This window comes from Streptomyces malachitofuscus (genome assembly GCF_055571035.1).
This window is the reverse complement of record NZ_JBVIGA010000046.1, coordinates 18,798-36,866: the sequence shown is the minus strand read 5'-3', so window position 1 is coordinate 36,866 and position 18,069 is coordinate 18,798. Positions and strand designations below refer to the sequence as shown.

The following is an 18,069-nucleotide window of genomic DNA, read 5'->3' as shown; positions in this document are numbered from 1 at the left end:
GCTCCGCAAGCGAGTCCTCCTCACCGCGCGGAGCCGTTCATGATCGCGGTTGTGGTGACCCTCCGTGGCTCCAGCACTGAAAGTGATCCAGAACCACTTTTCAGCCGTCGCCGACATTCCCTCATGTCGCCTCACTGTTTCCTCTTGGTTCGGTTCGCCCGTGAGCTTCGCGGCCGGACATCGGCGCTGGGTGGGCCGGGGTCGATGCCGGCGGGCGGCGCCTGACACCAACTGCGGTGATGAGGGCCCGGGTGGAGTTGAATTCGGCGTCACGTTCAACCGCTGCCCTTGACAGCCCGCGCTCCTGCGGGAAGTCTACCGACCAGTTGGTATGGAGAGGTGGATCGTGACCCGACTGAGCATCCCCACGAGTGCGGGCGTGTTCGACGTCATCGCGGCGGGTCCGCCCGAGGGTCGCCCGGTGCTGTTGCTGCACGGCTTCCCGCAGACGGGGCTGGTGTGGCAACGGCAGATCGAGGCGTTGGCGGCGCAGGGCTACCGGGTGGTGGCACCCGACCAGCGTGGGTACTCCCCCGGCGCCCGCCCCCGGCGCCCCGAGGACTACCGCATCGGCCTTCTCGTCGACGACGTGGTCGCGATCAGCGAGGAACTGGGCTGGGCGGCGTTCGATCTGGTCGGCCATGACTGGGGAGGCGCGGTGGCCTGGTGGACCGCGCAGGCCCACCCCGGCCGAGTACGCACGCTGACGGTTGTCTCGACCCCGCATCCCGGCGCTCTGGCCACCACCCTGCGCACCGACCAGGACCAGCGCACACGCTCTCGCTACATGATCGACTGGCGCGAAACACCCGCGACCGAGGAGCGCATGCTCGCCGACGATGCCCAGGAGCTTCGCGGCTTCTACGCCGGAAAGGCACCGCAGGACAGTGTGGACGCCTACGTGCGCCGCCTGTCCCGGCCGGGCGCTCTCACCGCGGCGCTGAACTGGTACCGGGCCGGCCGCCCCGACGGCCCGATCGGCGTCGTCGACGTGCCCACGCTGTACGTCTGGAGCACGGGGGACAGCGCGTTCGGCCCTGCAGCCGCTCAGGAAACCGGGCGGTGGGTCAAGGGGCCGTATCGTTTCGAGACCCTCCACGGCATCAGCCACTGGATCCCCGAGGAGGCGCCCGAAACGCTGAGCCGCCTGCTGCTCGAACACCTGCGAGCGCACGGCGAGTTCTGAACCGGCAGCGAGTACCCCGATCAGCGAGTACCCCGATCGTCGACTCTCCGAAGAGGTGACCCCATGAAGGCAGCACGCGAGGCCTGGCGCCGTCTCGAGCCCGTCCACGCGATGATCTACTTCGTCCCCGAGGGAAGGCGACGGTACGCGGACCTCGGCCTGAGCGGACGCGCCGGATACTTACATCCCGGAGCGCCGCGTTCGGCCGAGCATCCGCCGAGCTGGTCATCTCGACCTTCTACAACTTCAACCCGAATGTCGTACGGCAGGCGGTCGACGGAGCCTGGGAGGCGACGACGCCGCAGCAGGTGTTGGACGCGCGGTACGCTGCGGCCTGCGAGGCCCTGCGGCGGGCGGGAATCCACGAGTTGCCCACCTTGCACGAAGTCCTGGCGCTGACCCGCCAGGCCGCCGAGGCGGCCGGTGAACATGTCCATGGCCGCCCGCTGTTCGCTGCTCATGCCGCGCTGCCTTGGCCGGAGGAGCCGGTACTGCAGCTGTGGCACGCCCAGACGCTGCTCCGGGAGTTCCGTGGAGACGGCCATGTCGCGTGCCTGCTGAACGAGGGCATCGGGGGTCTGGAGGCTCTGGTTCTGCACGCGGCGACCGGTGAGGTTCCCGTCGACTTCCTCAAAGCGAGCCGTGCGTGGCCCGAGGAGGAGTGGGCCGGTACCCAGGAGCGCCTACGCGAGCGAGGTCTCCTCGCCGGTGATTCCCTCAGCCCGGAAGGCGCACGGCTGCGCCGGCACATCGAGGACCGTACCGACCGCCTGGCCCTTCCCGCCTACGCCGCCCTCGGTGACGCCGACTGTGAGCGTCTCGCCATACTCTCAATCCCCTTCGGCCGCGCCGTCGTCGACGCGGGCCTCCTCAAACTCGGCTGACCGAGCCGAGTCCCCCTTCGCCTCGTGCGTCATCCGCTGGAGCTGGTGGCAGTACCCCCTGAGAGGAGGCCGTGTGGTGCAGGCGCGTGCCGTGCCGCTCATACCTGTTCCACCACCATCTTCCATGGTGCTCTGAACGACAGCAGACCGACCATGGGGGCTCCGCCGTCCCGGCGGCCGGTCGAATGTCCGTAAGGCCGCGTGCTGCAGCCGGCAGGGCCACCGCCACCTCCGTGCGCGCCGAGGACGCGCCCGGGCTGCGGTGGCGACCGGCGCCGAAAGCCAGGTGGTGGGGGATGTCGGCCCGGTTCGGGCACATCCGTTCCGGATGTGGGAAGACCTCCGGGTTCGGATCCGCTGCCCATGAGCATCAACAGCAACTGCGCGCCGGCCGGCAGTCCTGCTCCGCCCAGCCGGCCGGCCTGCGCGATCACACGGCGCCAGGTGGTCACCGGCGGCTCGTGTCGCAAGACCTCTTCCACAGTGCCCGGCGTAGCGCGGTGGCGGTGAGTTGCCCGGTGGTGGACTGGCCGGCGACGAAGAAGAGGCACACGGCGACCGCGGTCTCGGCGTCCAGTGACGTGCCGTCGGGCATGCGGTGGCGGGCAAGCGCCCCGATGAACAAACCGGCAGGGATCGTGCCCCGGCGCAGGGTCACGGTGAGTCACTGATGGAACTCTGCCACGAGCTCTGCCAATTCCCGTTGGCGTTCGAGTGACGGCCTGCCCCAGAACAGCTCCAGCGAGGCGGCATTCCAACGGATCGGAGCTGCCGGTTCGACGCCCTGGATACCGAGGGCTTCCCTCAGCACCCGGCACGGGAGGACCTGCGCGCATGAGTGAACAGGTCGCAGCCGTCAGTGGAGTCGAGCTGGGACCGTACCCCGTCGAGCAGTTCGTCGGCAATGCGCTCGATCACCGGCACGGCGGTTGCGACACGCTACACGTAAAGAACCGTGTGACCACGCGGCGCAGTCCGGAACGGCTCAGGGTGGCCTTGTTCGCCAGCGCGGGCGGGAGTGTGGAGCCGACGCGAGCCAGATACCCGCAGCACAGCCACGGACAGCGGGCTGACGGCGTGCTGGGCGTTGTCCGGGAGGAAACGCTGGGGGTCGAGCAGGACCCGGCGTACGTCCTGACAGCGGCTGGCCAACCACAGCCCGGTAGCGGGGTCATAATGAACGGCAGACCGGGCCGCAGTAGGTCCAACCAGGGGTAGGGGTCTCGGATAGGTCACCGAACAGGTCGAGCAGCCCCAGCGAATCACGGGTGTCGGCAGATTCAGGGCCGGCCGCCAGGCCGCACCCAACTGCTCCAGCACCGGGTGCGAAGGGATCCAGTGCCGTGGAAGTCAACACGCACAGGCCGTGTGCGCGGCACCACTCGTTACCCCGGCTTCAACTCGCGGTACGCCCGGACTGACGGGCGGCTTCGACCCGGAGGGCTGGGCCAGGCCGTGGTCCCCGCCTACCGGCTGGGGAGGTAATCGGTGTCGCTGCCCCGGACCCTTGCGGTTCGGGGCAGCCGCCGCCGCCACGGGCCGCCGCCGAGCAGTGACACCGGCAGCCCGTGGCGGACACGGACTGCTGTGAGCCTTCTCAGATGCCGACGGGCTGTCCCGGACGGGGCACGTGACGGAATCGGAACGGCTCCGGGGCGCGTCCGGCCTGGATGAACCAGCACTCTCCGGTACTGTCGCCGGTGATGATCCGCAGCACCGTGTCCGCCACGATCTCAGCCGGAATGATCGGCAGTTGCTGCTCGGAGAGCATGTCGCGCAGGTGGTCGATGATCCGCGACTCGGCGAACCCGGGGCAGACGGCGTTGAAGCGCACGTTGTGAGGCGCGAGAGCCGGCCCCAGTGAGCGTGCGAGTCCCACGACCGCATGCTTGTTGGCCCCGTACAGCGGATCCAGCGGCACCGCCGCCAGGCCCGCCAGGGACGCGGTCGCCACGATCGATCCTCCACCGCGGGCCCGCAGCGCCGGCAGCACCGCATGGGTTCCGAAGACCACGCCGTCGAGGTTGGCCCCCATCGCACGATGGTAGCGAGGCAGGTCGAAGTCCTCGCCGACGCCGCATCCGGTCGCCACCCCCGCGTTGAGAAACGCGATGTCGACGCCGCCGCACCGCTGCTGGGCGAAGTCCACCAGTGCACGGTTGGCCTCGAGGTCGGAGACGTCACAGGCACGGAAGTGGCCGTCGATCATCTCGGCCACCTCACGGCCGCCCCGTGCGTCGAGGTCCGCGACTACGACGCGCGCCCCCGCCTTCGCCAGCGCCAGCGCCGTGGCCCGGCCCAGTCCGCCGGCACCGCCGGTGACGATCGCCACCTTGCCCTGGAGCGCGGCCTCCCTCTCGGCCGCCGTCATGCCAGCTCCAGGACGAGCTTGCCGACGTTCTCGCCGCGGAAGAGCATCTGCAACGTCTCGGGGAAGTCGTCCACGGTTCCCATGACTACGTGTTCCTTGACCTTGATACGTCCGGCGCCGATCCAGGCTGAGATGTCCTGCGCGGCCTCCGCGTAGCGCTTGGCGTAGTCGAAGACGACGAAGCCCTCCATGCGGGCGCGGCGCACCAGCAGCGAGAGGTAGTTGGAGGGGCCTTTGACCGGGGTGGCGTTGTTGTATTGACTGATGGCACCGCACACCACGACGCGCGCGTGCATCGCCAGCCGGGTCAGGGCGGCGTCCAGGATGTCACCCCCCACGTTGTCGAAGTAGACGTCGATGCCGTCGGGAGTGTGGGCGCGCAGCGCCTTCCTGACGTCCTCGGTGCGGTAGTCGACCGCCGCGTCGAATCCCAGTTCGTCGGTGAGCAACGCGCACTTCTCCGGCCCTCCGGCGATGCCCACGACCCGGCAGCCCTTGGCCTTCGCGATCTGCCCCGCGATGGTGCCGACCGCGCCGGCCGCCCCCGACACCACGACGGTTTCGCCGTCCTTCAGCGCCCCGACGTCCAGCAGGCCGAAGTAGGCGGTCATGCCGGGCATCCCCAGCGCGCCCAGATACGTCGAGGGCGGGGCGAGGGAGGTGTCGATCTTCATGGCGCCCCTGCCGTCGGAGACCACGTACTCCTGGACGCCGAACGTGCCGACCACGTGATCACCCGGCTGGAAGTCGGGGTGATTGGACGTGGTGACCTCGATGACCGACCCGGCGCGCATCACCTCACCGATGCCCACCGGCGGCAGGTAGGAGGGACGGTCGTCCAGCCAGCCCCGCATCGCCGGGTCCAGGGAGATGACGCGCGTCCGGCCCGCGAACCGGCCCGGACCCGGTTCGTCCACGGGCCCCGCGAAATGCTTCCAGTCTTTCGGTTCGATCTCGCCCTTGGGGCGGGCTGCCAGACGGATCTGGCGGTTGGTCGCAGACATCGTGCCTCCTGTCGTCGCGGCTCCCCGTGACCATACCGACCAGTAGGTACGTCTGTGATCGTGATACTGACCACAAGCCACCCCGCGGGCGCCGGCCGGGACGCGGAGGTGGCGAGATGACCGACTTCAGCTCCGGAACGCAGTCCGGTGTCCACGTCCTCTTCGCCGCCCAGGTCACCGTCACGCTGATGATCTGTGTGATGGCGGGACCGGACCGCGACGACCTGACGAACTTCTACACGGGCTACCGCTCGCTCACCCCGTTCAAGAACGAACCGGCCATCGCGGGCGACTACATCTCCGCGGCCCCGGTGCTGAGGCACCACCGCCATCATCGCGCTCGCCGGATACGACGCTACGTCCTCGCGGTCAGCACCGCACTGCCCCTGGTGCTGCTGATGTCCCTGCTCGCCGAACCCCTGTGCAGCGCCGACAAGTTCACCACGGGCGACGTCCTGGCGGCACCAGCCGCTCCACAATACCCACGACGTGTCGCGCCTACGACTTGCTGGAGCAGACGGTCTCGATCCAGGTCGCCTGGAGGTCACGGCAGACAAAGGTGAGAGTCCCGTCCCAGCAGGCGATCTCGTGGCTACAGCCGTCCCTGTGCGGCAGAATCTCGTCGAGAATCACAGTCCCGAGGTCCGTGCCTCGGTCCTCGCCGACGGGATCGATGACGAAACTGGACACCCCTACGTAGCGGATCAACAGATCTTGGTCGTGCTTCCAGCAGTTGTGCTGGAACACGACCTCCATCTCCTCACCGCCGGCACCCCGGACAGTCCGAAGAGTCAGGTCCTTCACACATCGCCTGCTGCGGAAGTCGTAGTGGTCCGCGTGAGTGGCGAAAGCCCGGGCGCCCGGCGGCAGATCGCCGGAGATCGAGGGGAGGTGGCTCAGGTAGCGAGCCGGGTACAAGACCCCTGACAGGTCGCCGACCCGTGCATCGAGATTGACGTACTGCATCGGTCTTCGCCCCGCTCGTGACTTCCTACTGGCCGACGAATCGTTGCACAGACTCACCAAATGAGATGACGTGTCGCGCGACCCGCGCCTCGTGGTCCAGGCCGCCATGACGTCGGCCGCACCCCGTGGCGCCCCAAGGACAGCCATCTGCTCGGACGGCTGTGCGATGCCGCTCGTACGCAGGACGGTGGTGCGGAACGAGGGCACCAGGGGCCGCAGGTCGACCCGGTGCCACGCGGCCCACAGCTGGACGCTTGTCTCGTTCCAGGGATGGGACCGTCCGGCTCCGCAAGGAGTCTGTCCGGCGTCAGCGGCCCCTGTGCGAGGACCTCGCAGCTTCCGGCCGCTGCCTGTCGCGATGGCCCTTGTCCCACTGAAGCTGCGGGTTCCCCACAGGCAACCTGCCGGCCACGGTCCCCGTCGGCCCGTTCACCGATCCGCTCGCGCTGCGGCCAAGGCGGCTCAAACCCGCGAAGCCGCACGTCGACAAGAGCCACGACTCACGACTGCGTGCTGCGTCGGCTGCGGTCAGGGACCGTCCCTCAACGCCCTGGACGACCAAGGAGAACCATTCATGGCAACAACGGCACCTGCAGCGGTGAGCCACGCCGCCCGCACGGCGTCGGACCGGGTGAACGTGCCTGGCCGGTCGGGCAGAGGGCCCCGACTCTGGAAGCCGCGCCGGTTCAGCGCGTCCCGCGCCCGTCACGCATCAAGAGAAGCGCCGGCCGACCGGGGCGTACAGGGTGACACCCTTCACGACGTCCTCCTCATCCAGAACTGCTGATTGTCCTGGAACATCAACTGCCGCATCGCATCTCCCTCTCGAGGAGGGCCTGGAAGGTGTGCGGGGGCCGACCGGTGAGGCGCTGGACGGTGTCGGTGATGCGGTCCTCCGCCCCTTCGGCGATGGCACGGTCCATGCCGGCCAGCATTGCGGCGAACTCCACCGGCACCTGCGTCATGAGGCGATCGCGCATCTGCTCGTAGGACAGACGGCGGTGGAGCACGGCACGACCGGTGACGTCGGTCATGATCGCGGCGATGTCGTCGTAGCCGAGTGCCTCGGGTCCGGTGAGGAGGAGATCGGTGTTGGGGGCTTGCTCGTCGGTCAGAGCGCGGACGGCCACGGCTGCGATGTCCTCGGCGTCGACGAAGCCGACCCGGCCGCTTCCGGTGGCGGTCCAGATGATGCCCTCGTCGCGGATGCTACGGGCGTGCGCGTGCGTGCCGGTGAAGTTCTGCATGAACCACGAGGGCCGCAGTACCGCCCACTGTTCGAACAGACCGGGCAGGGCCTGGTGCACCGTTCCCACCGCCGGGCCGCCCTCGGAAATGGCCGAGGAGCTCAACAGCACCGCGCGGCGCACGCCGACGGTGCCGGCCTGATGGAGGAACGGCATCATGATTGCCGCGGGGTCGGAGTCACCCAGGGGCGGTATGAGGTAGACGCGGTCGACGCCGTCGAGGGCGGCCGTGTGGGTGGAGGAGTCGTACCAGTCGAAGGGGACCGGGTCGGTGCCGGCGACCGGGGTGGCCCGGCGGCTGGCGGCTTTGACGCGGTGCCCCGCGGCAGTCAACTGTGCGGCGGTGCGGCTTCCGGTGGTGCCGGTGGCACCGATCACCAGAGTGGCGCCGACGGTGTTCATCGGCTGCTCCCGGCGAAGTCGGCGCCGGGTTCCTGAACGGCGAGCGGGTTCCAGTAGTCGCGGTACGAGGTGATGTGTCCGTCTCGAACGGTCACGACGGCGATGTAGGTCATGTCGAAGGGAGCGTCGCTCCCCACCAGACGGCCGACGCCGCGCATTTCGACCACGATGGTCTGTGGATCGGTGGTCCGGTGGATCCGAAGGTCGGGGAAGTCCTGCACGTCGATGTGGTCCGGGTAGTGGCGCATGTAGGTGGCGATGGCTTCCTTGCCCTCCAGACGCCGGGGCCAGCCGTCGGGGGCGAAGGGGAACTCCATGAGGCCGTCGTCGGCCCACAGGGCGACCCACGCGGACATGTCCTTGTCGAGCAGCAGTCGCAGGCTGTGGCGGTAAAGATCCGCCGGGGAGGTCGGTGCGGACACGGGTATCCTCCAGTCAAAGAATCCGGACCCTGGGTCCGCTTCAACGTTATGGACCACGGGTCCGTTTTACAAGTGGAAGGAGCGGCATGCCCGAACGCCAGTCGTCTCGCAAGGATGCCGTCCGCAATCGGGAGGCCGTTCTCGCGGCCGCCGACGCCCTCTTCACCCGCCATGAAAGTCCCGAGGACGTCACCATGGCCGACGTCGCGGCTGCGGCCGGTGTCGGCAAGGGCACACTCTTCCGGGCCTTCGGCGATCGCGCCGGGCTGCTCCGCGCACTGTACGAGGCACGGCTCGAACCGATCAGGGAGGCCGTCGAAGCCGGCCCGCCACCCCTGGGACCCACGACCCCACCGCAGGATCGCGTGCCCGCCCTGCTCGACGCCGTCCTCTGCTTCAAACTCGACAACCGGCGCCTCGCGCTGGCTCTGGAGGAAGGCGCGAGCGGCAGCCCATACCGGGCGGAACACTACGAGCAGTGGCACAACCTGCTCCGAGCCGTACTGGAGCAGATCCCCGGCCTGACCGACAGCGACTTCACCGCCCACGCCCTGCTCGCCGCCACACGAGCCGACCTCGTCGAGCACCTTGCCGGAGCAGAGCGTATTCCGCGGCCAATGATGCGGGCACAGTTGGCGCGCTTCGTCACCAGCGTCCTGGCCTCCGGCCCACGGCAAGGGTGACCGCCGAGGAGCGATAGAGGATCGGGCGAGTCCTTGATCGGTGGGATCTGTGGTCCTGACAGACTTCCGGGGTGCATCTGACGCTGCCGTTCAGGTGACCGCCGCGGCGAAGGACAGGCATCGTCGGCCGGGGCGCTCGTGTCATGGGGTTCATCTGTGATGCATTCGACGCCGTCGTAGCTTTCGAAACCGAACAGAAAGTCTGCGTTCGCGGCCGCGAAGCCGCCTTGGGATCGGTAGAAGGCGCGGGCTTGTTCGGCGGGGACCTCATCGAGCGTGATCTGCTCTCCGATCGCTTCTGCGATCACTGCAACCTGTTCGCGTTTGGTGAGACTGTCCGGTCCGATGATCGTGTCGATCCGTCCGCGGCGGCGTGGGTCGAGCAGGTCGGCCAGGACGACGTCGGCAATGTCGGCCTCATGGATGGGATGCCCGATCTGGTCAGGAAAGGGCTCCACGGCTCGGCGATTTGCCTTGATCGCTGGTCCTCATATCAGGAGTGAGTTCGTCGCAAACTCACCAGGACGCACGATGCTCCAATCCACTCCCGAGTCCTTGACGGCCTGTTCGACGACGGCGTTGTACGTGGTGTCGTAGCCGGCCGTTACGGCGGCGGAGGAGACCACGGACCAGCCCAGCGTGACGTGCACGACAGACGGGTGCGGGTTGGCTTGGCGGGAGTAGTACGGCTCGCTCGGCTTCGGCAGCCAGGACCGTAACCGGGCGTGCGCGTCGTGCACCGCCGACAGGTCGTACAAGTATGCGGAAGTGGGGGTGGGGTGGTGGCACCCGAGGCCTGGGGGCGGCGGCCGGCAGCCCACGTCCGCCTCACCTTCCAGGTCAGGGGAGCGCCCCCGGGGCGGGTCGCCTGCCTGCAGGACAGCTGCGGCGACTTCGGGGAGGTCGGCGTCTACGCAGCCCCCTACCCCGGCAACAGCCGATACGCGGTGGGCCTCAGCCAAACGGTCGAGGTGCGGGAGGACGGCAGCTTCGTGGACCCTGAAGCACTGGCGGCGCTCAACGAACGCTCCTGCGCGTACGTCTCCCGCGCATTGCCCGTCTCGACCCCGAGCCCGTCGAGTACCTGCACTGCTGGGTGACAAGCCTGCCGTGGAGCGGTGACGGCATGGCAGTCTGGGAAGCCGACCGAATCTCTTTCGCCGCCGGACACAACCTGTTCAAACAGGCACCCCCACTGGGACGGGCCTTGGCCGGCGCGGCCCTGGCCGAAGAACTCGAGGAGAACCTGCGTCCGGCGGCAGCACTCGGCCAGCCTCGTTGAAGACCCCAACAGTTGACGCGGCCCGCTCCGACAACGAGGGCGCCGACGAGCGGTGATGGAACTGCGCAACATGCGCGAGGTCTGATCAGGGTGCCCCCGCCCGCCACCGCTGCTCGGTGCCTTCACCTGCCGACTCCAGCGACAGCCCGTCCCCAGCACCGCCGTCCGGGGTGACGGCCGTGCCGAAGGCGATGGCGGGGCGGATCAGCCCGTCCCCGTCCACCACGAACATCAGGTTCCGGCCGTTGCGGCCCTCCACCGAGTCGCAACCCCAGATCCCGACGCCCCGGTGCGTCGCTCCCCGGCTGTCCAGGCAAAAGTCGGGGTTGGCGGCCGACTGGAGCAACCCACGGTCGTCGTCGACGCGCCAGCGCTGTGCGCGTGACGACGAGCAGGGGGCCGTGATCACATCGGTCCCGTTGGAGAAGGCGCCACTCACGTCCAGGCACAGGCCCGACGCGACGTTCACAACCTGCGCGAACGAGCCGGAGAGAGGGCGCGTCGAGGAGGGCGGCGGCTTCGGGCTCGCCGTCTTCGTCGGTGACGGACTCCGCGTCGGGGAGGGCGACTTCGAGGTCCGCGACGGCGAGGGCGAGGGCGACGATGGCGTCGCCGACACAGTGGCCGTCACCGTCACCGCCACCGGCGGTGTGCTCACCGGAGTGTTCACCGCGCCCACCGGGTCGGGCGACGGCGATCGGCTCTGTGACATCAGGAATACCGCCACCGGCAGGAGGGCCACCCCCAGCACCGCCGACACCAGCACGGTGCGCCGGCGATCCGGTGCCCGTTGCCCGTCATCCATTTCCCGCCCGGCCCCGGCAGGGCGGGGCCCGCTCCGCCACACGGCGGTGCCACCGGCCGGCCGCTCCCCCGGGTCACCCGCCGCGTACGCCGTGCCGCCCCACGGCAGCAGCCCCTCGGCCAGCGCCGTGCGCGGCGCGTCCCGCAGGGCCGACAGCTCCTCGTATGCCGTCGTGCAGTGCGGGCAATGCGTCATGTGGGCGTGCAGATCGGCGCTGTCGCGGGGGCTGTCCGGCCGAACGGACTCCTCGATGAGGCGGCCGAAGTCGGGGCAGTCCGGGTCCTCGGCGGCGCTGAGGCGGGTACGCAGGCATGCACGCGCCAGCTGTTGCAGTGCGGTGTCTGTGCCGTAAGTGACGTCCTCCCGGGTCAGGCCGAGGAGGGCGGCCGTGCTTTCCGTAGGCTCCCGCTCCACGATCCCGTACCAGATCAGGCCCTGAGTACGGGAAGACAAGGACTGAAACGCCGTGAGCATGGGGGGCAGAGGGCCGGAGGGGCCGACCGAGTTCAGGACGAGCAACAGCCCCGCGTCCAGGCCGGCCGCCCGCCCGTCACCTGCCCACGACCCCGCCGACCGGGCGACCAGCAGGAGGAGTTGGTGGCGCCAGGGCAGGCCCGAGTCGATTCCGCGGGCGGTCTCACGGGCCGCCAGCGTAAACGCCTGGGCCGCCAGTTGCCGTGCCATGGACTCGTTGGGAGTGCACAGCCTGGCGTAGGCGAGGACGTGCGGATGATGACGGGCGCGCAGTTCCTGGAGCGCCGGATACGCCGTGGCCGTGTCAGCGCGCAGCAGCTCGGTAAGCCGCGCGTCGGACGCGCCCTCGTGGATCCCGTGACCGGGCTCCGCACCGCCACGATCCCTGACGTCGTCGGCCCGAGCCATCCCGCCGCCTCCTTGCAAGCCTTGCGACCCGCGCGCAGACCTGACGTACCGGCGGGTATGACGGCTCATGGTGGCGCAGGGGAGGTCACGGGGAAAGGGTTTCCGTGGGTAACTCGTGAGCTGACGGCAAAATGGTCTCGGTGGCTCAGAGGACCGTCCCCTGGGGAACGCCTGTCTGCGGTTGCCGGGGTGGTAGGTGTCCCAAGCATGCTGCTGCCGAGATGACCGCCTACTGGGCACGCTCGCGGCCACTGGCGACCCCAACGCGCCCGGGACTGAGCCCTGGCCGCCCCACACGGCCGACGGGGACCGCATCCAGGTGCCGGCCCCGGACCGGGTTCGCGGCCGACCACCACTGCGCGTTCTGGCAGCCCGCACCCGTTCCGGGAGGAGCGGTGTGATGACATCGACACTCGCCCTGATCCGAGAAGGCCGCCGAACGCAGCGGCAGGGCCCGGACGCCCTGGCGCACCGGCAGCGCGAACGGCTGGCCGCGGTGATCTACTCCGCCCGCGCCCACTCCCCCTACTACCGTGAGCTGTACCGGACGCTGCCCGAACGCATCGAGGATCCCGCCCTGCTGCCGGTCATCGGGCGTGTGCTGCAGGAAGCCGCGCTGAAGGCGTCCGTCGAGCGTGGTTGCGTACAGGACGCGGAGGACGATCACAGCTCCAGGCGCGATCCAGCAAGCCGATGCCCCGGAGCGACCGGCTTGCTCGACCACACGCACGGTACAGAGCGCCTGCACCTGTCGGCCCCGACGCCAACGACCGTCAGCGGCCCGCTGGCGAACCTCGGGTCGGTGCCGCCCACCGGAGTCCCCGCCGCGGCTGCTCGGGCGACACGACGGTCAGCCGCCAGCCCTCCCCGCCCGCTGGGACGTCGTGCTTCTTCACGAATCCGAGGACCTCGGTGTAGAACCGGAGGGCCCTCCGCGTGGTCGTCCCTCGTGGTGTGTTCTCCTCTCGGCCGGACGGGCCGGGCAGCGCCCACAGCTCGGCGATCTGCCGCAGCGGAGCCGTGTTCAGGTCATGGAACTTGCAGCGGCCCTCCCGTCGCATCTCGACCGGCCCCGCCGCCTCCAGCACGGCAAGGTGCTGGGATACCCCCTGGTGGGAGATGGCGAGCAGAGCTTCACGGCCAACCGCGAGCAGATCTCGAACAGGGTCTGTCCGGACTTCTCGACGAGCTCGTCGAGGACGGCGCGGCGAGTGGGATCGGCCAACGCCTTGAGCAGGTCTTCGGCCACACCCTCACTATAGGCAAGTGTACACTTGCCTATTAAGGCCCGCCCTGAAGCGGCTGGGTGACCAGGGCGTCTACTGCTGGCGCCCGGAGGACCTCGTATCCGTGGAGCCGGTGACCGGTGCGATCGGTGCGCCGAGTGCGGGCAGGAGTCGCCGTGCGTTGTCGCGGTAGATGCCGCGGCGCTGGTGCTCGGTGAACGCGTGGTCGCCCGCGACGGCCGGCATCGTGTAGTCGGTGACGATCTCCGCCGAGGCGGCAGGCCAGTCCGTGCCGAAGAGGATCCGGTCGGCGCCGGCCGTCTCCACGAGGGTGCACGCCGGAGCGAGCGGGCCCGCGGTGTCGTAGTAGAAGCGGTGGAGCACGTCCCGCACCCGGCCCGGGTCGAGGGGTGGAGTGCAGTGGTCGCCGAAGGCCTCCAGGCGGGTGGCGATCTGCGGGAGGAATCCGCCGGCATGTGGCAGGACGACCGACGGCCGGGCGTAGCGGTCGAGTGTGCGCGTGCGGATGAGGTTCACCGCCGCGCGCGTCGTGTCCAGCAGGAAGTCGCACATGAAGTTCGGGACGCCGGAGACAGTGGGCACTCCCGGTGGCTTTCCCGGAAGGTCGAGCGGGTGGGTGAAGAGGACACCGGACCGTTCGTCGACTTCGGCAAGGAAGCGGTCGTACGAGGGGTCGCCCAGGTAAACGCCGTTGTGATTCGCCTTGACGCTCACTCCGACGGCACCGAGGTCGTCGTAGGCGCGCTCGAGCGCCCAGGTGGAGACGTCCGGGTGGTCCAGGAGGGCCGGGCAGAGAAAGGCGAAACGGCCCGGATGCCGGTACGTCAAACCGGTCAGCGCGTCGAAGAGCACCGACAGCCCTTCCTTGGCCTGCGCCGCGGAGCGGTAGCGGTCCTGCATGGTGGGGTTGAGCACGGCGGTCGCGATTCCCGCCCGGTCCATGAGAGCGAGCGTGGCGTCCTCGTCCCAGCGTGCCCACCAGAGCAGGTCCTCCTTGCGGACCACCCCTGCGCGCTCCGCCCACTCCACCCATTCCGGGGCGGTGTAGTGATGGTGGACGTCGATCTTCGCCGCCCGTCCGGAGTCGTCACCCTCGCCGGCCCCGCCGGACATGTCCCCTCCCCCGGCTGGGGAGACCCGCGGAGGCAGTGTGGCGCCGGCTGTGGAGGCCAAGGCCCCACCGGCTATGAGCAGACCACGCCGGCTCAACTGCCAACTCGATTTCGACATCCGTATGTCCCTTCGTGACGCCGGCGCTCCGGCACTCCACCTTGACCGCCCGCGTGAGTACGGGCCCGCCGGGAGACGCCGCCGGAGGGACGATTTGCGCTGGATGGAGTAGAGGGGCACCACCGGAGCGGCGCGGCGCTTCCCACACACCTCTGCTGCTCGGAGAGCCACCGTAATAGTCATGACCGCCGAGCTCGTGCATGGTTGGCGGTGGCACGGTGGGGCCTTGACCGTTGATCATGGTCTGCTTGGTGGGAAATGGGATGCGTGCAGCAGTCATACGCAGTCAGCAGGTCACCGAGCTGAAGGCAGAGGTGATCGCCGAACTCGTAGCGGGGATAGGCCCGTTGTGGCGCGAACGACACCAGGCGGTGCTTGCCTCGCGTCCACGGTAGGGCTGTCGGTGCCGGTGCCGGGCACAAGCTCGTCTTCGTCGACCGGCTGTCGGCCATGTTGGTTCACCTCCGCCACGGCTCCACCCACGACATGCTGGCCTGCTGGTTCGGCGTGGACCGCTCCACGATCACGCGGACGATCGGTGAAGTACGGCCGCTCCTGACCCAGCGGGGCTGCACGATCGCTCCCGGCCTTCGACTGCGCACCCTCGCCGAGGTGGTCGACCACCTCGGCGAGAGCGGCAGGACTCGAGCATCTGGCGTTTCGGGGCGTGGTCCCATGGGCCGTCCGGGGGCGATTCGAGGGCCGGTCGGCCAGGGGGCGCCGTTACGCCCAGGGGACGCCTGTCGCGCCGCCCCGGGCACGGAGAACTGCCTGCCCGACCGGGCCGGCGATTACGTTGAAGTCGTCGACACAGGTCATCGGGCGATGGAGGCGGAAATGGCCGGCAAGAAGGCGGCGAAGGTGCCGCGCGACGAGTACGAACGGGAACTACTCCGCCTGCAGACCGAGCTGGTGAAGCTGCAGGAGTGGGTGCGCGCCGAAGGCGCCCGCCTGGTCGTGGTCTTCGAGGGACGGGACGCGGCCGGAAAGGGCGGCACCATCAAGCGGGTAGCCGAGCACCTGAACCCGCGCGTCGCCCGGATCGCCGCGCTTCCCAAGCCTACCGAGCGCGAGCGCACGCAGTGGTACTTCCAGCGGTACGTCGAGCACCTCCCGGCCGCCGGGGAGATCGTGCTGTTCGACCGCTCCTGGTACAACCGGGCGGGAGTCGAGCACGTGATGGGCTTCTGCACGAAGGAAGAGCACGAGCTCTTCCTTCGCCAGTGCCCGATCTTCGAGCGGATGCTGGTCGAGGCGGGCATCTTGCTGCGCAAGTACTGGTTCTCCGTGAGCGACACCGAGCAGCAGGAGCGCTTCCGGCGCCGGCTGGAGGATCCGGTGCGGCGCTGGAAGCTCTCGCCGATGGACCTGGAGTCGATCACCCGGTGGGAGGCCTACTCCCGGGCCAAGGACGAGATGATGGTGCACACCGATATCGCCGACGCGCCGTGGTACGTGGTCGAGAGCGACGACAAACGCCGGGCCCGGTTGAACATGATCGCCCACCTGCTGTCCTCCGTGCCGTATCACGAGGTGCCGCCCCCGGTGCTGGATCTTCCGAAGCGGCCCCCGTCGACCGGCTACGAGCGCCCGCCGCGCGATCTGCGGACGTATGTCCCCGATCACGCGGCGAGCCTCTGAGTTTTCTGAGCCGCCGGTCAGGCATCGCGCCTCCGGTGCGGCACCAACGCGATTGGGCAGGCGGAGTGGTGGAGCACCGCGTGGGCGGTGCGGCCGAGCTGGAGCCCGAGGTGCCCCTCACGGCGTCGGGCGCCGACGACCAGGAGGTCGGCGCTGTGTGGGGCGTCCAGCAGTGCCCGGCGGGCATGTCCCTCGACGGTGCGCCGACGCACGTCGACATCCGCCAGGAGGTCCCGCAGCGCCGCTTCGAGTTCCTCGCCGGCCCGCCCTCGTGCCGGCGGGTGGGTTCGCCGGCCATCAGGGGATAGCCGCCGGGTTCGTGCGCGGGGCAGCGCCATGCTCGTACGGCCTTGGGCAGCTCACGTCGCCGCGCCTTCTCGGCGGCGAAGCGAACGGTCTCCGCTCCTTTGCGTCCTCGCCGACGCCCACCACGACCCGTCCGTGCACCGGCGGCGTCGGCTGGTTGTCCTGGGTGCCGCGCAGCACGATCACCGGGCAGTCGGCGTGGGCGGCGACGGTCAGGCTGACGGAGCCGAGCAGCATCTCGGCGAGGCCGCTGCGGCCGCGGGCCCCACGACCAGCGCGGAGGCGTTCCTGGCCTCGCGGACCAGGGCGCACTCCGGCTCCTCGAACACAGGGACCGTCATGTGGATCACCGAGCGCTGTGCATGGCGCTGTCACATTGACCGGCCGATGGGGTGATCTTGGTGTTGATCAGGGTGGGGGAGGGTGTCCGTGCGGGACGCGTCGCCGTCGCGACGGGTCACCCGTACCCGCCTGGAGTCCTCGCACACTGCGTGCGACTGTACCTTCGCTTCCCGCTGTCCTTCCGTGAAGTCGAGGAGCTGATGCTCCAGGGCAGCGTCGTCGTCTCCCACGAGACCGTGCGCCGGTGGTGTGGCAGTTCGAGCAGGCCTGTGCGAACACGCTGCGGCGTCACCGACCCCGACCCGGGAACAAATGACACCTGGGCCCCTGGCCGATGATGGAGGATGACCCGTAAGGGGGCGGAATCAAAATTCCGGATTCCCTGGCCAAATGGGGGAATGTTCCACCTTTCCCCGCCCTTAAACAGGAAATCTCGCCTAGGCATGCGCGGCCAGCGGACGTAACATCGAACCGACGCGTCATGGCGGTACATCCGCGCGGACAACTGAACCTTGAGCGATAGACGCCGAAGTCAGTGATCCGTCGGTCGAACGGTCATCCTTCGGGAGCGCAGAGAACGGATCGGCCGAGCTCCGTTCAAACGCAGGTTGACGCATGCGCGCGATGGTTCGCGCAGCGAGAGTGAGGTGTGTTCCGTGGACACACTGGTCATGGCGATTCCCACGGTCGAGGACGGGGCTGCGGCGTGGCACATCGCCCGCGAATCCCGGGTACTCGACGTGAATTCACCCTACAGCTATCTGCTGTGGTTCAGGGATTTCGCCCGTACCTCCGTGGTGGCCTCGGAATCTGGTGACCCGGTCGGATTCGTCACCGGATTCCGCCGCCCCGAGCAGCCCGACACCCTCGTCGTCTGGCAGATAGCCGTGGACCGGGGACAACGCGGACGCGGCACGGCCAGCGCCATGCTGGACCATCTCACCGCCCGGGTGACGGCGGACGGCACCCTGCGGCACCTGGAGACGACCATCAGTCCGGACAACGTCGCGTCCCACCGGCTGTTCCGGTCCTACGCCCGACGGCACGCGGCACCGCTCGAAAGGAACCTCCTGTTTACGGCGGAGCTCTTCCCCGACCCGCACGAAGCCGAGTTCTTGTACCGCATCGGGCCGCTGCTCGATGACCGGCGCCCTCGAAACAGCTGAGAA

General features: G+C 69.1%; 16 protein-coding genes and 7 pseudogenes. 11 read left to right on the top strand and 12 right to left on the bottom strand.

The window, feature by feature from the left end; translation table 11 throughout:
* Positions 1–346 precede the first annotated feature (346 nt).
* Together ACZ44S_RS37820 and ACZ44S_RS37815 are read left to right on the top strand one after the other, a co-directional pair.
* Positions 347–1,186, top strand: coding sequence for an alpha/beta fold hydrolase (locus tag ACZ44S_RS37820; RefSeq protein ID WP_466937768.1), 840 nt, complete (start codon positions 347–349; stop codon positions 1,184–1,186).
* Positions 1,187–1,249: 63 nt separating this feature from the next.
* Positions 1,250–2,070: pseudogene (locus ACZ44S_RS37815) on the top strand (SCO6745 family protein).
* A gap of 448 nt (positions 2,071–2,518) precedes the next feature.
* On the opposite strand, the gene ACZ44S_RS37810 reads toward ACZ44S_RS37815, so the two are convergent.
* The 3 genes from ACZ44S_RS37810 to ACZ44S_RS37800 all read right to left on the bottom strand — a co-directional run bounded on the left by ACZ44S_RS37810 (position 2,519) and on the right by ACZ44S_RS37800 (position 5,445).
* Positions 2,519–2,728 (bottom strand): hypothetical protein, encoded by a 210-nt coding sequence (locus ACZ44S_RS37810; RefSeq protein WP_466937766.1) that lies wholly within the window; start codon positions 2,726–2,728, stop codon positions 2,519–2,521.
* Positions 2,729–3,667: 939 nt separating this feature from the next.
* Positions 3,668–4,441, bottom strand: coding sequence for an SDR family NAD(P)-dependent oxidoreductase (locus ACZ44S_RS37805; RefSeq protein WP_466937764.1), 774 nt, complete (start codon positions 4,439–4,441; stop codon positions 3,668–3,670).
* On the bottom strand, positions 4,438–5,445 hold the full coding sequence (locus ACZ44S_RS37800; RefSeq protein ID WP_466937762.1) for an NADP-dependent oxidoreductase: 1,008 nt from the start codon (positions 5,443–5,445) through the stop codon (positions 4,438–4,440). Before ACZ44S_RS37800 ends, ACZ44S_RS37805 begins: the two co-directional genes overlap by 4 nt.
* A gap of 116 nt (positions 5,446–5,561) precedes the next feature.
* Between ACZ44S_RS37800 and ACZ44S_RS37795 the strand changes: the two are divergent.
* A pseudogene (locus tag ACZ44S_RS37795) lies at positions 5,562–5,906 on the top strand (sodium:solute symporter family transporter); the annotation flags it as partial.
* 37 nt (positions 5,907–5,943) lie between these two features.
* On the opposite strand, the gene ACZ44S_RS37790 reads toward ACZ44S_RS37795, so the two are convergent.
* The 3 genes from ACZ44S_RS37790 to ACZ44S_RS37780 form a co-directional block, all read right to left on the bottom strand.
* Positions 5,944–6,411, bottom strand: a complete 468-nt coding sequence (locus tag ACZ44S_RS37790) for a hypothetical protein (protein WP_466937761.1) — start codon at positions 6,409–6,411, stop codon at positions 5,944–5,946.
* Positions 6,412–7,211: 800 nt separating this feature from the next.
* Positions 7,212–8,060 carry an NmrA family NAD(P)-binding protein gene (locus ACZ44S_RS37785; protein ID WP_466937759.1) on the bottom strand — a complete coding sequence of 283 codons (849 nt, stop codon included), beginning with the start codon at positions 8,058–8,060 and terminating at the stop codon, positions 7,212–7,214.
* The gene (locus ACZ44S_RS37780; protein WP_466937757.1) at positions 8,057–8,482 is read right to left on the bottom strand and encodes a nuclear transport factor 2 family protein; all 426 of its coding nucleotides are present in this window, start codon (positions 8,480–8,482) and stop codon (positions 8,057–8,059) included. Before ACZ44S_RS37780 ends, ACZ44S_RS37785 begins: the two co-directional genes overlap by 4 nt.
* 86 nt (positions 8,483–8,568) lie before the next feature.
* Between ACZ44S_RS37780 and ACZ44S_RS37775 the strand changes: the two genes are divergently transcribed.
* Positions 8,569–9,165, top strand: coding sequence for a TetR/AcrR family transcriptional regulator (locus ACZ44S_RS37775; protein WP_466937755.1), 597 nt, complete (start codon positions 8,569–8,571; stop codon positions 9,163–9,165).
* Between the two features lie 143 nt (positions 9,166–9,308).
* Complete coding sequence (locus ACZ44S_RS37770; RefSeq protein WP_466937752.1) at positions 9,309–9,668, top strand: hypothetical protein; 360 nt, start codon at positions 9,309–9,311, stop codon at positions 9,666–9,668.
* Here ACZ44S_RS37770 and ACZ44S_RS37765 read toward each other — a convergent pair.
* Complete coding sequence (locus tag ACZ44S_RS37765; protein ID WP_466937750.1) at positions 9,654–9,923, bottom strand: hypothetical protein; 270 nt, start codon at positions 9,921–9,923, stop codon at positions 9,654–9,656. The genes ACZ44S_RS37770 and ACZ44S_RS37765 overlap by 15 nt on opposite strands.
* A gap of 24 nt (positions 9,924–9,947) precedes the next feature.
* Between ACZ44S_RS37765 and ACZ44S_RS37760 the strand changes: the two genes are divergently transcribed.
* Positions 9,948–10,265 (top strand): hypothetical protein, encoded by a 318-nt coding sequence (locus ACZ44S_RS37760; protein WP_466937748.1) that lies wholly within the window; start codon positions 9,948–9,950, stop codon positions 10,263–10,265.
* 26 nt (positions 10,266–10,291) lie between these two features.
* A complete protein-coding gene (locus ACZ44S_RS37755) occupies positions 10,292–10,447 on the top strand; it encodes a hypothetical protein (protein WP_466937745.1) in 156 nt (51 codons plus the stop codon).
* Between the two features lie 85 nt (positions 10,448–10,532).
* On the opposite strand, the gene ACZ44S_RS37750 is transcribed toward ACZ44S_RS37755, so the two are convergent.
* The 4 genes and pseudogenes from ACZ44S_RS37750 to ACZ44S_RS37735 form a co-directional block, all read right to left on the bottom strand.
* Positions 10,533–12,134, bottom strand: coding sequence for a ricin-type beta-trefoil lectin domain protein (locus tag ACZ44S_RS37750; RefSeq protein WP_466937743.1), 1,602 nt, complete (start codon positions 12,132–12,134; stop codon positions 10,533–10,535).
* Positions 12,135–12,961: 827 nt separating this feature from the next.
* Positions 12,962–13,066 (bottom strand): annotated as a pseudogene (locus ACZ44S_RS37745) (VOC family protein); the annotation flags it as partial.
* Between the two features lie 18 nt (positions 13,067–13,084).
* Positions 13,085–13,383, bottom strand: a pseudogene (locus tag ACZ44S_RS37740) (ArsR/SmtB family transcription factor); the annotation flags it as partial.
* A gap of 70 nt (positions 13,384–13,453) precedes the next feature.
* Positions 13,454–14,494: an amidohydrolase family protein gene (locus tag ACZ44S_RS37735; RefSeq protein WP_466937741.1), complete on the bottom strand. Its 1,041-nt coding sequence runs from the start codon at positions 14,492–14,494 to the stop codon at positions 13,454–13,456.
* Positions 14,495–15,061: 567 nt separating this feature from the next.
* On the opposite strand from ACZ44S_RS37735, the pseudogene ACZ44S_RS37730 reads away from it, so the two are divergent.
* Together ACZ44S_RS37730 and ppk2 are read left to right on the top strand one after the other, a co-directional pair.
* Positions 15,062–15,124, top strand: a pseudogene (locus ACZ44S_RS37730) (transposase family protein); the annotation flags it as partial.
* A 324-nt stretch (positions 15,125–15,448) separates the two neighbouring features.
* Positions 15,449–16,252 (top strand): polyphosphate kinase 2, encoded by an 804-nt coding sequence (gene ppk2 / locus ACZ44S_RS37725; protein ID WP_466937774.1) that lies wholly within the window; start codon positions 15,449–15,451, stop codon positions 16,250–16,252.
* A 17-nt stretch (positions 16,253–16,269) separates the two neighbouring features.
* On the opposite strand, the pseudogene ACZ44S_RS37720 reads toward ppk2, so the two are convergent.
* Positions 16,270–16,881: pseudogene (locus ACZ44S_RS37720) on the bottom strand (universal stress protein); the annotation flags it as partial.
* A gap of 90 nt (positions 16,882–16,971) precedes the next feature.
* On the opposite strand from ACZ44S_RS37720, the pseudogene ACZ44S_RS37715 reads away from it, so the two are divergent.
* Positions 16,972–17,213, top strand: a pseudogene (locus tag ACZ44S_RS37715) (hypothetical protein); the annotation flags it as partial.
* A 358-nt stretch (positions 17,214–17,571) separates the two neighbouring features.
* On the top strand, positions 17,572–18,066 hold the full coding sequence (gene ectA, locus ACZ44S_RS37710) for a diaminobutyrate acetyltransferase (RefSeq protein ID WP_466937772.1): 495 nt from the start codon (positions 17,572–17,574) through the stop codon (positions 18,064–18,066).
* Positions 18,067–18,069: the final 3 nt, after the last annotated feature.

What these genes read in the sequence shown, in the direction of transcription:
- ACZ44S_RS37805 (WP_466937764.1), bottom strand. Translation starts at nt 4,441, where the DNA reads ATGACGGCGGCCGAGAGGGAGGCCGCGCTCCAGGGCAAGGTGGCGATC.
- ACZ44S_RS37800 (WP_466937762.1), bottom strand. Translation starts at nt 5,445, where the DNA reads ATGTCTGCGACCAACCGCCAGATCCGTCTGGCAGCCCGCCCCAAGGGC.
- ACZ44S_RS37790 (WP_466937761.1), bottom strand. Translation starts at nt 6,411, where the DNA reads ATGCAGTACGTCAATCTCGATGCACGGGTCGGCGACCTGTCAGGGGTC.
- ACZ44S_RS37785 (WP_466937759.1), bottom strand. Translation starts at nt 8,060, where the DNA reads ATGAACACCGTCGGCGCCACTCTGGTGATCGGTGCCACCGGCACCACC.
- ACZ44S_RS37775 (WP_466937755.1), top strand. Translation starts at nt 8,569, where the DNA reads ATGCCCGAACGCCAGTCGTCTCGCAAGGATGCCGTCCGCAATCGGGAG.
- ACZ44S_RS37770 (WP_466937752.1), top strand. Translation starts at nt 9,309, where the DNA reads ATGGGGTTCATCTGTGATGCATTCGACGCCGTCGTAGCTTTCGAAACC.
- ACZ44S_RS37755 (WP_466937745.1), top strand. Translation starts at nt 10,292, where the DNA reads ATGGCAGTCTGGGAAGCCGACCGAATCTCTTTCGCCGCCGGACACAAC.
- ACZ44S_RS37750 (WP_466937743.1), bottom strand. Translation starts at nt 12,134, where the DNA reads ATGGCTCGGGCCGACGACGTCAGGGATCGTGGCGGTGCGGAGCCCGGT.
- ACZ44S_RS37735 (WP_466937741.1), bottom strand. Translation starts at nt 14,494, where the DNA reads ATGTCCGGCGGGGCCGGCGAGGGTGACGACTCCGGACGGGCGGCGAAG.
- ppk2 (WP_466937774.1), top strand. Translation starts at nt 15,449, where the DNA reads ATGGCCGGCAAGAAGGCGGCGAAGGTGCCGCGCGACGAGTACGAACGG.
- ectA (WP_466937772.1), top strand. Translation starts at nt 17,572, where the DNA reads ATGGCGATTCCCACGGTCGAGGACGGGGCTGCGGCGTGGCACATCGCC.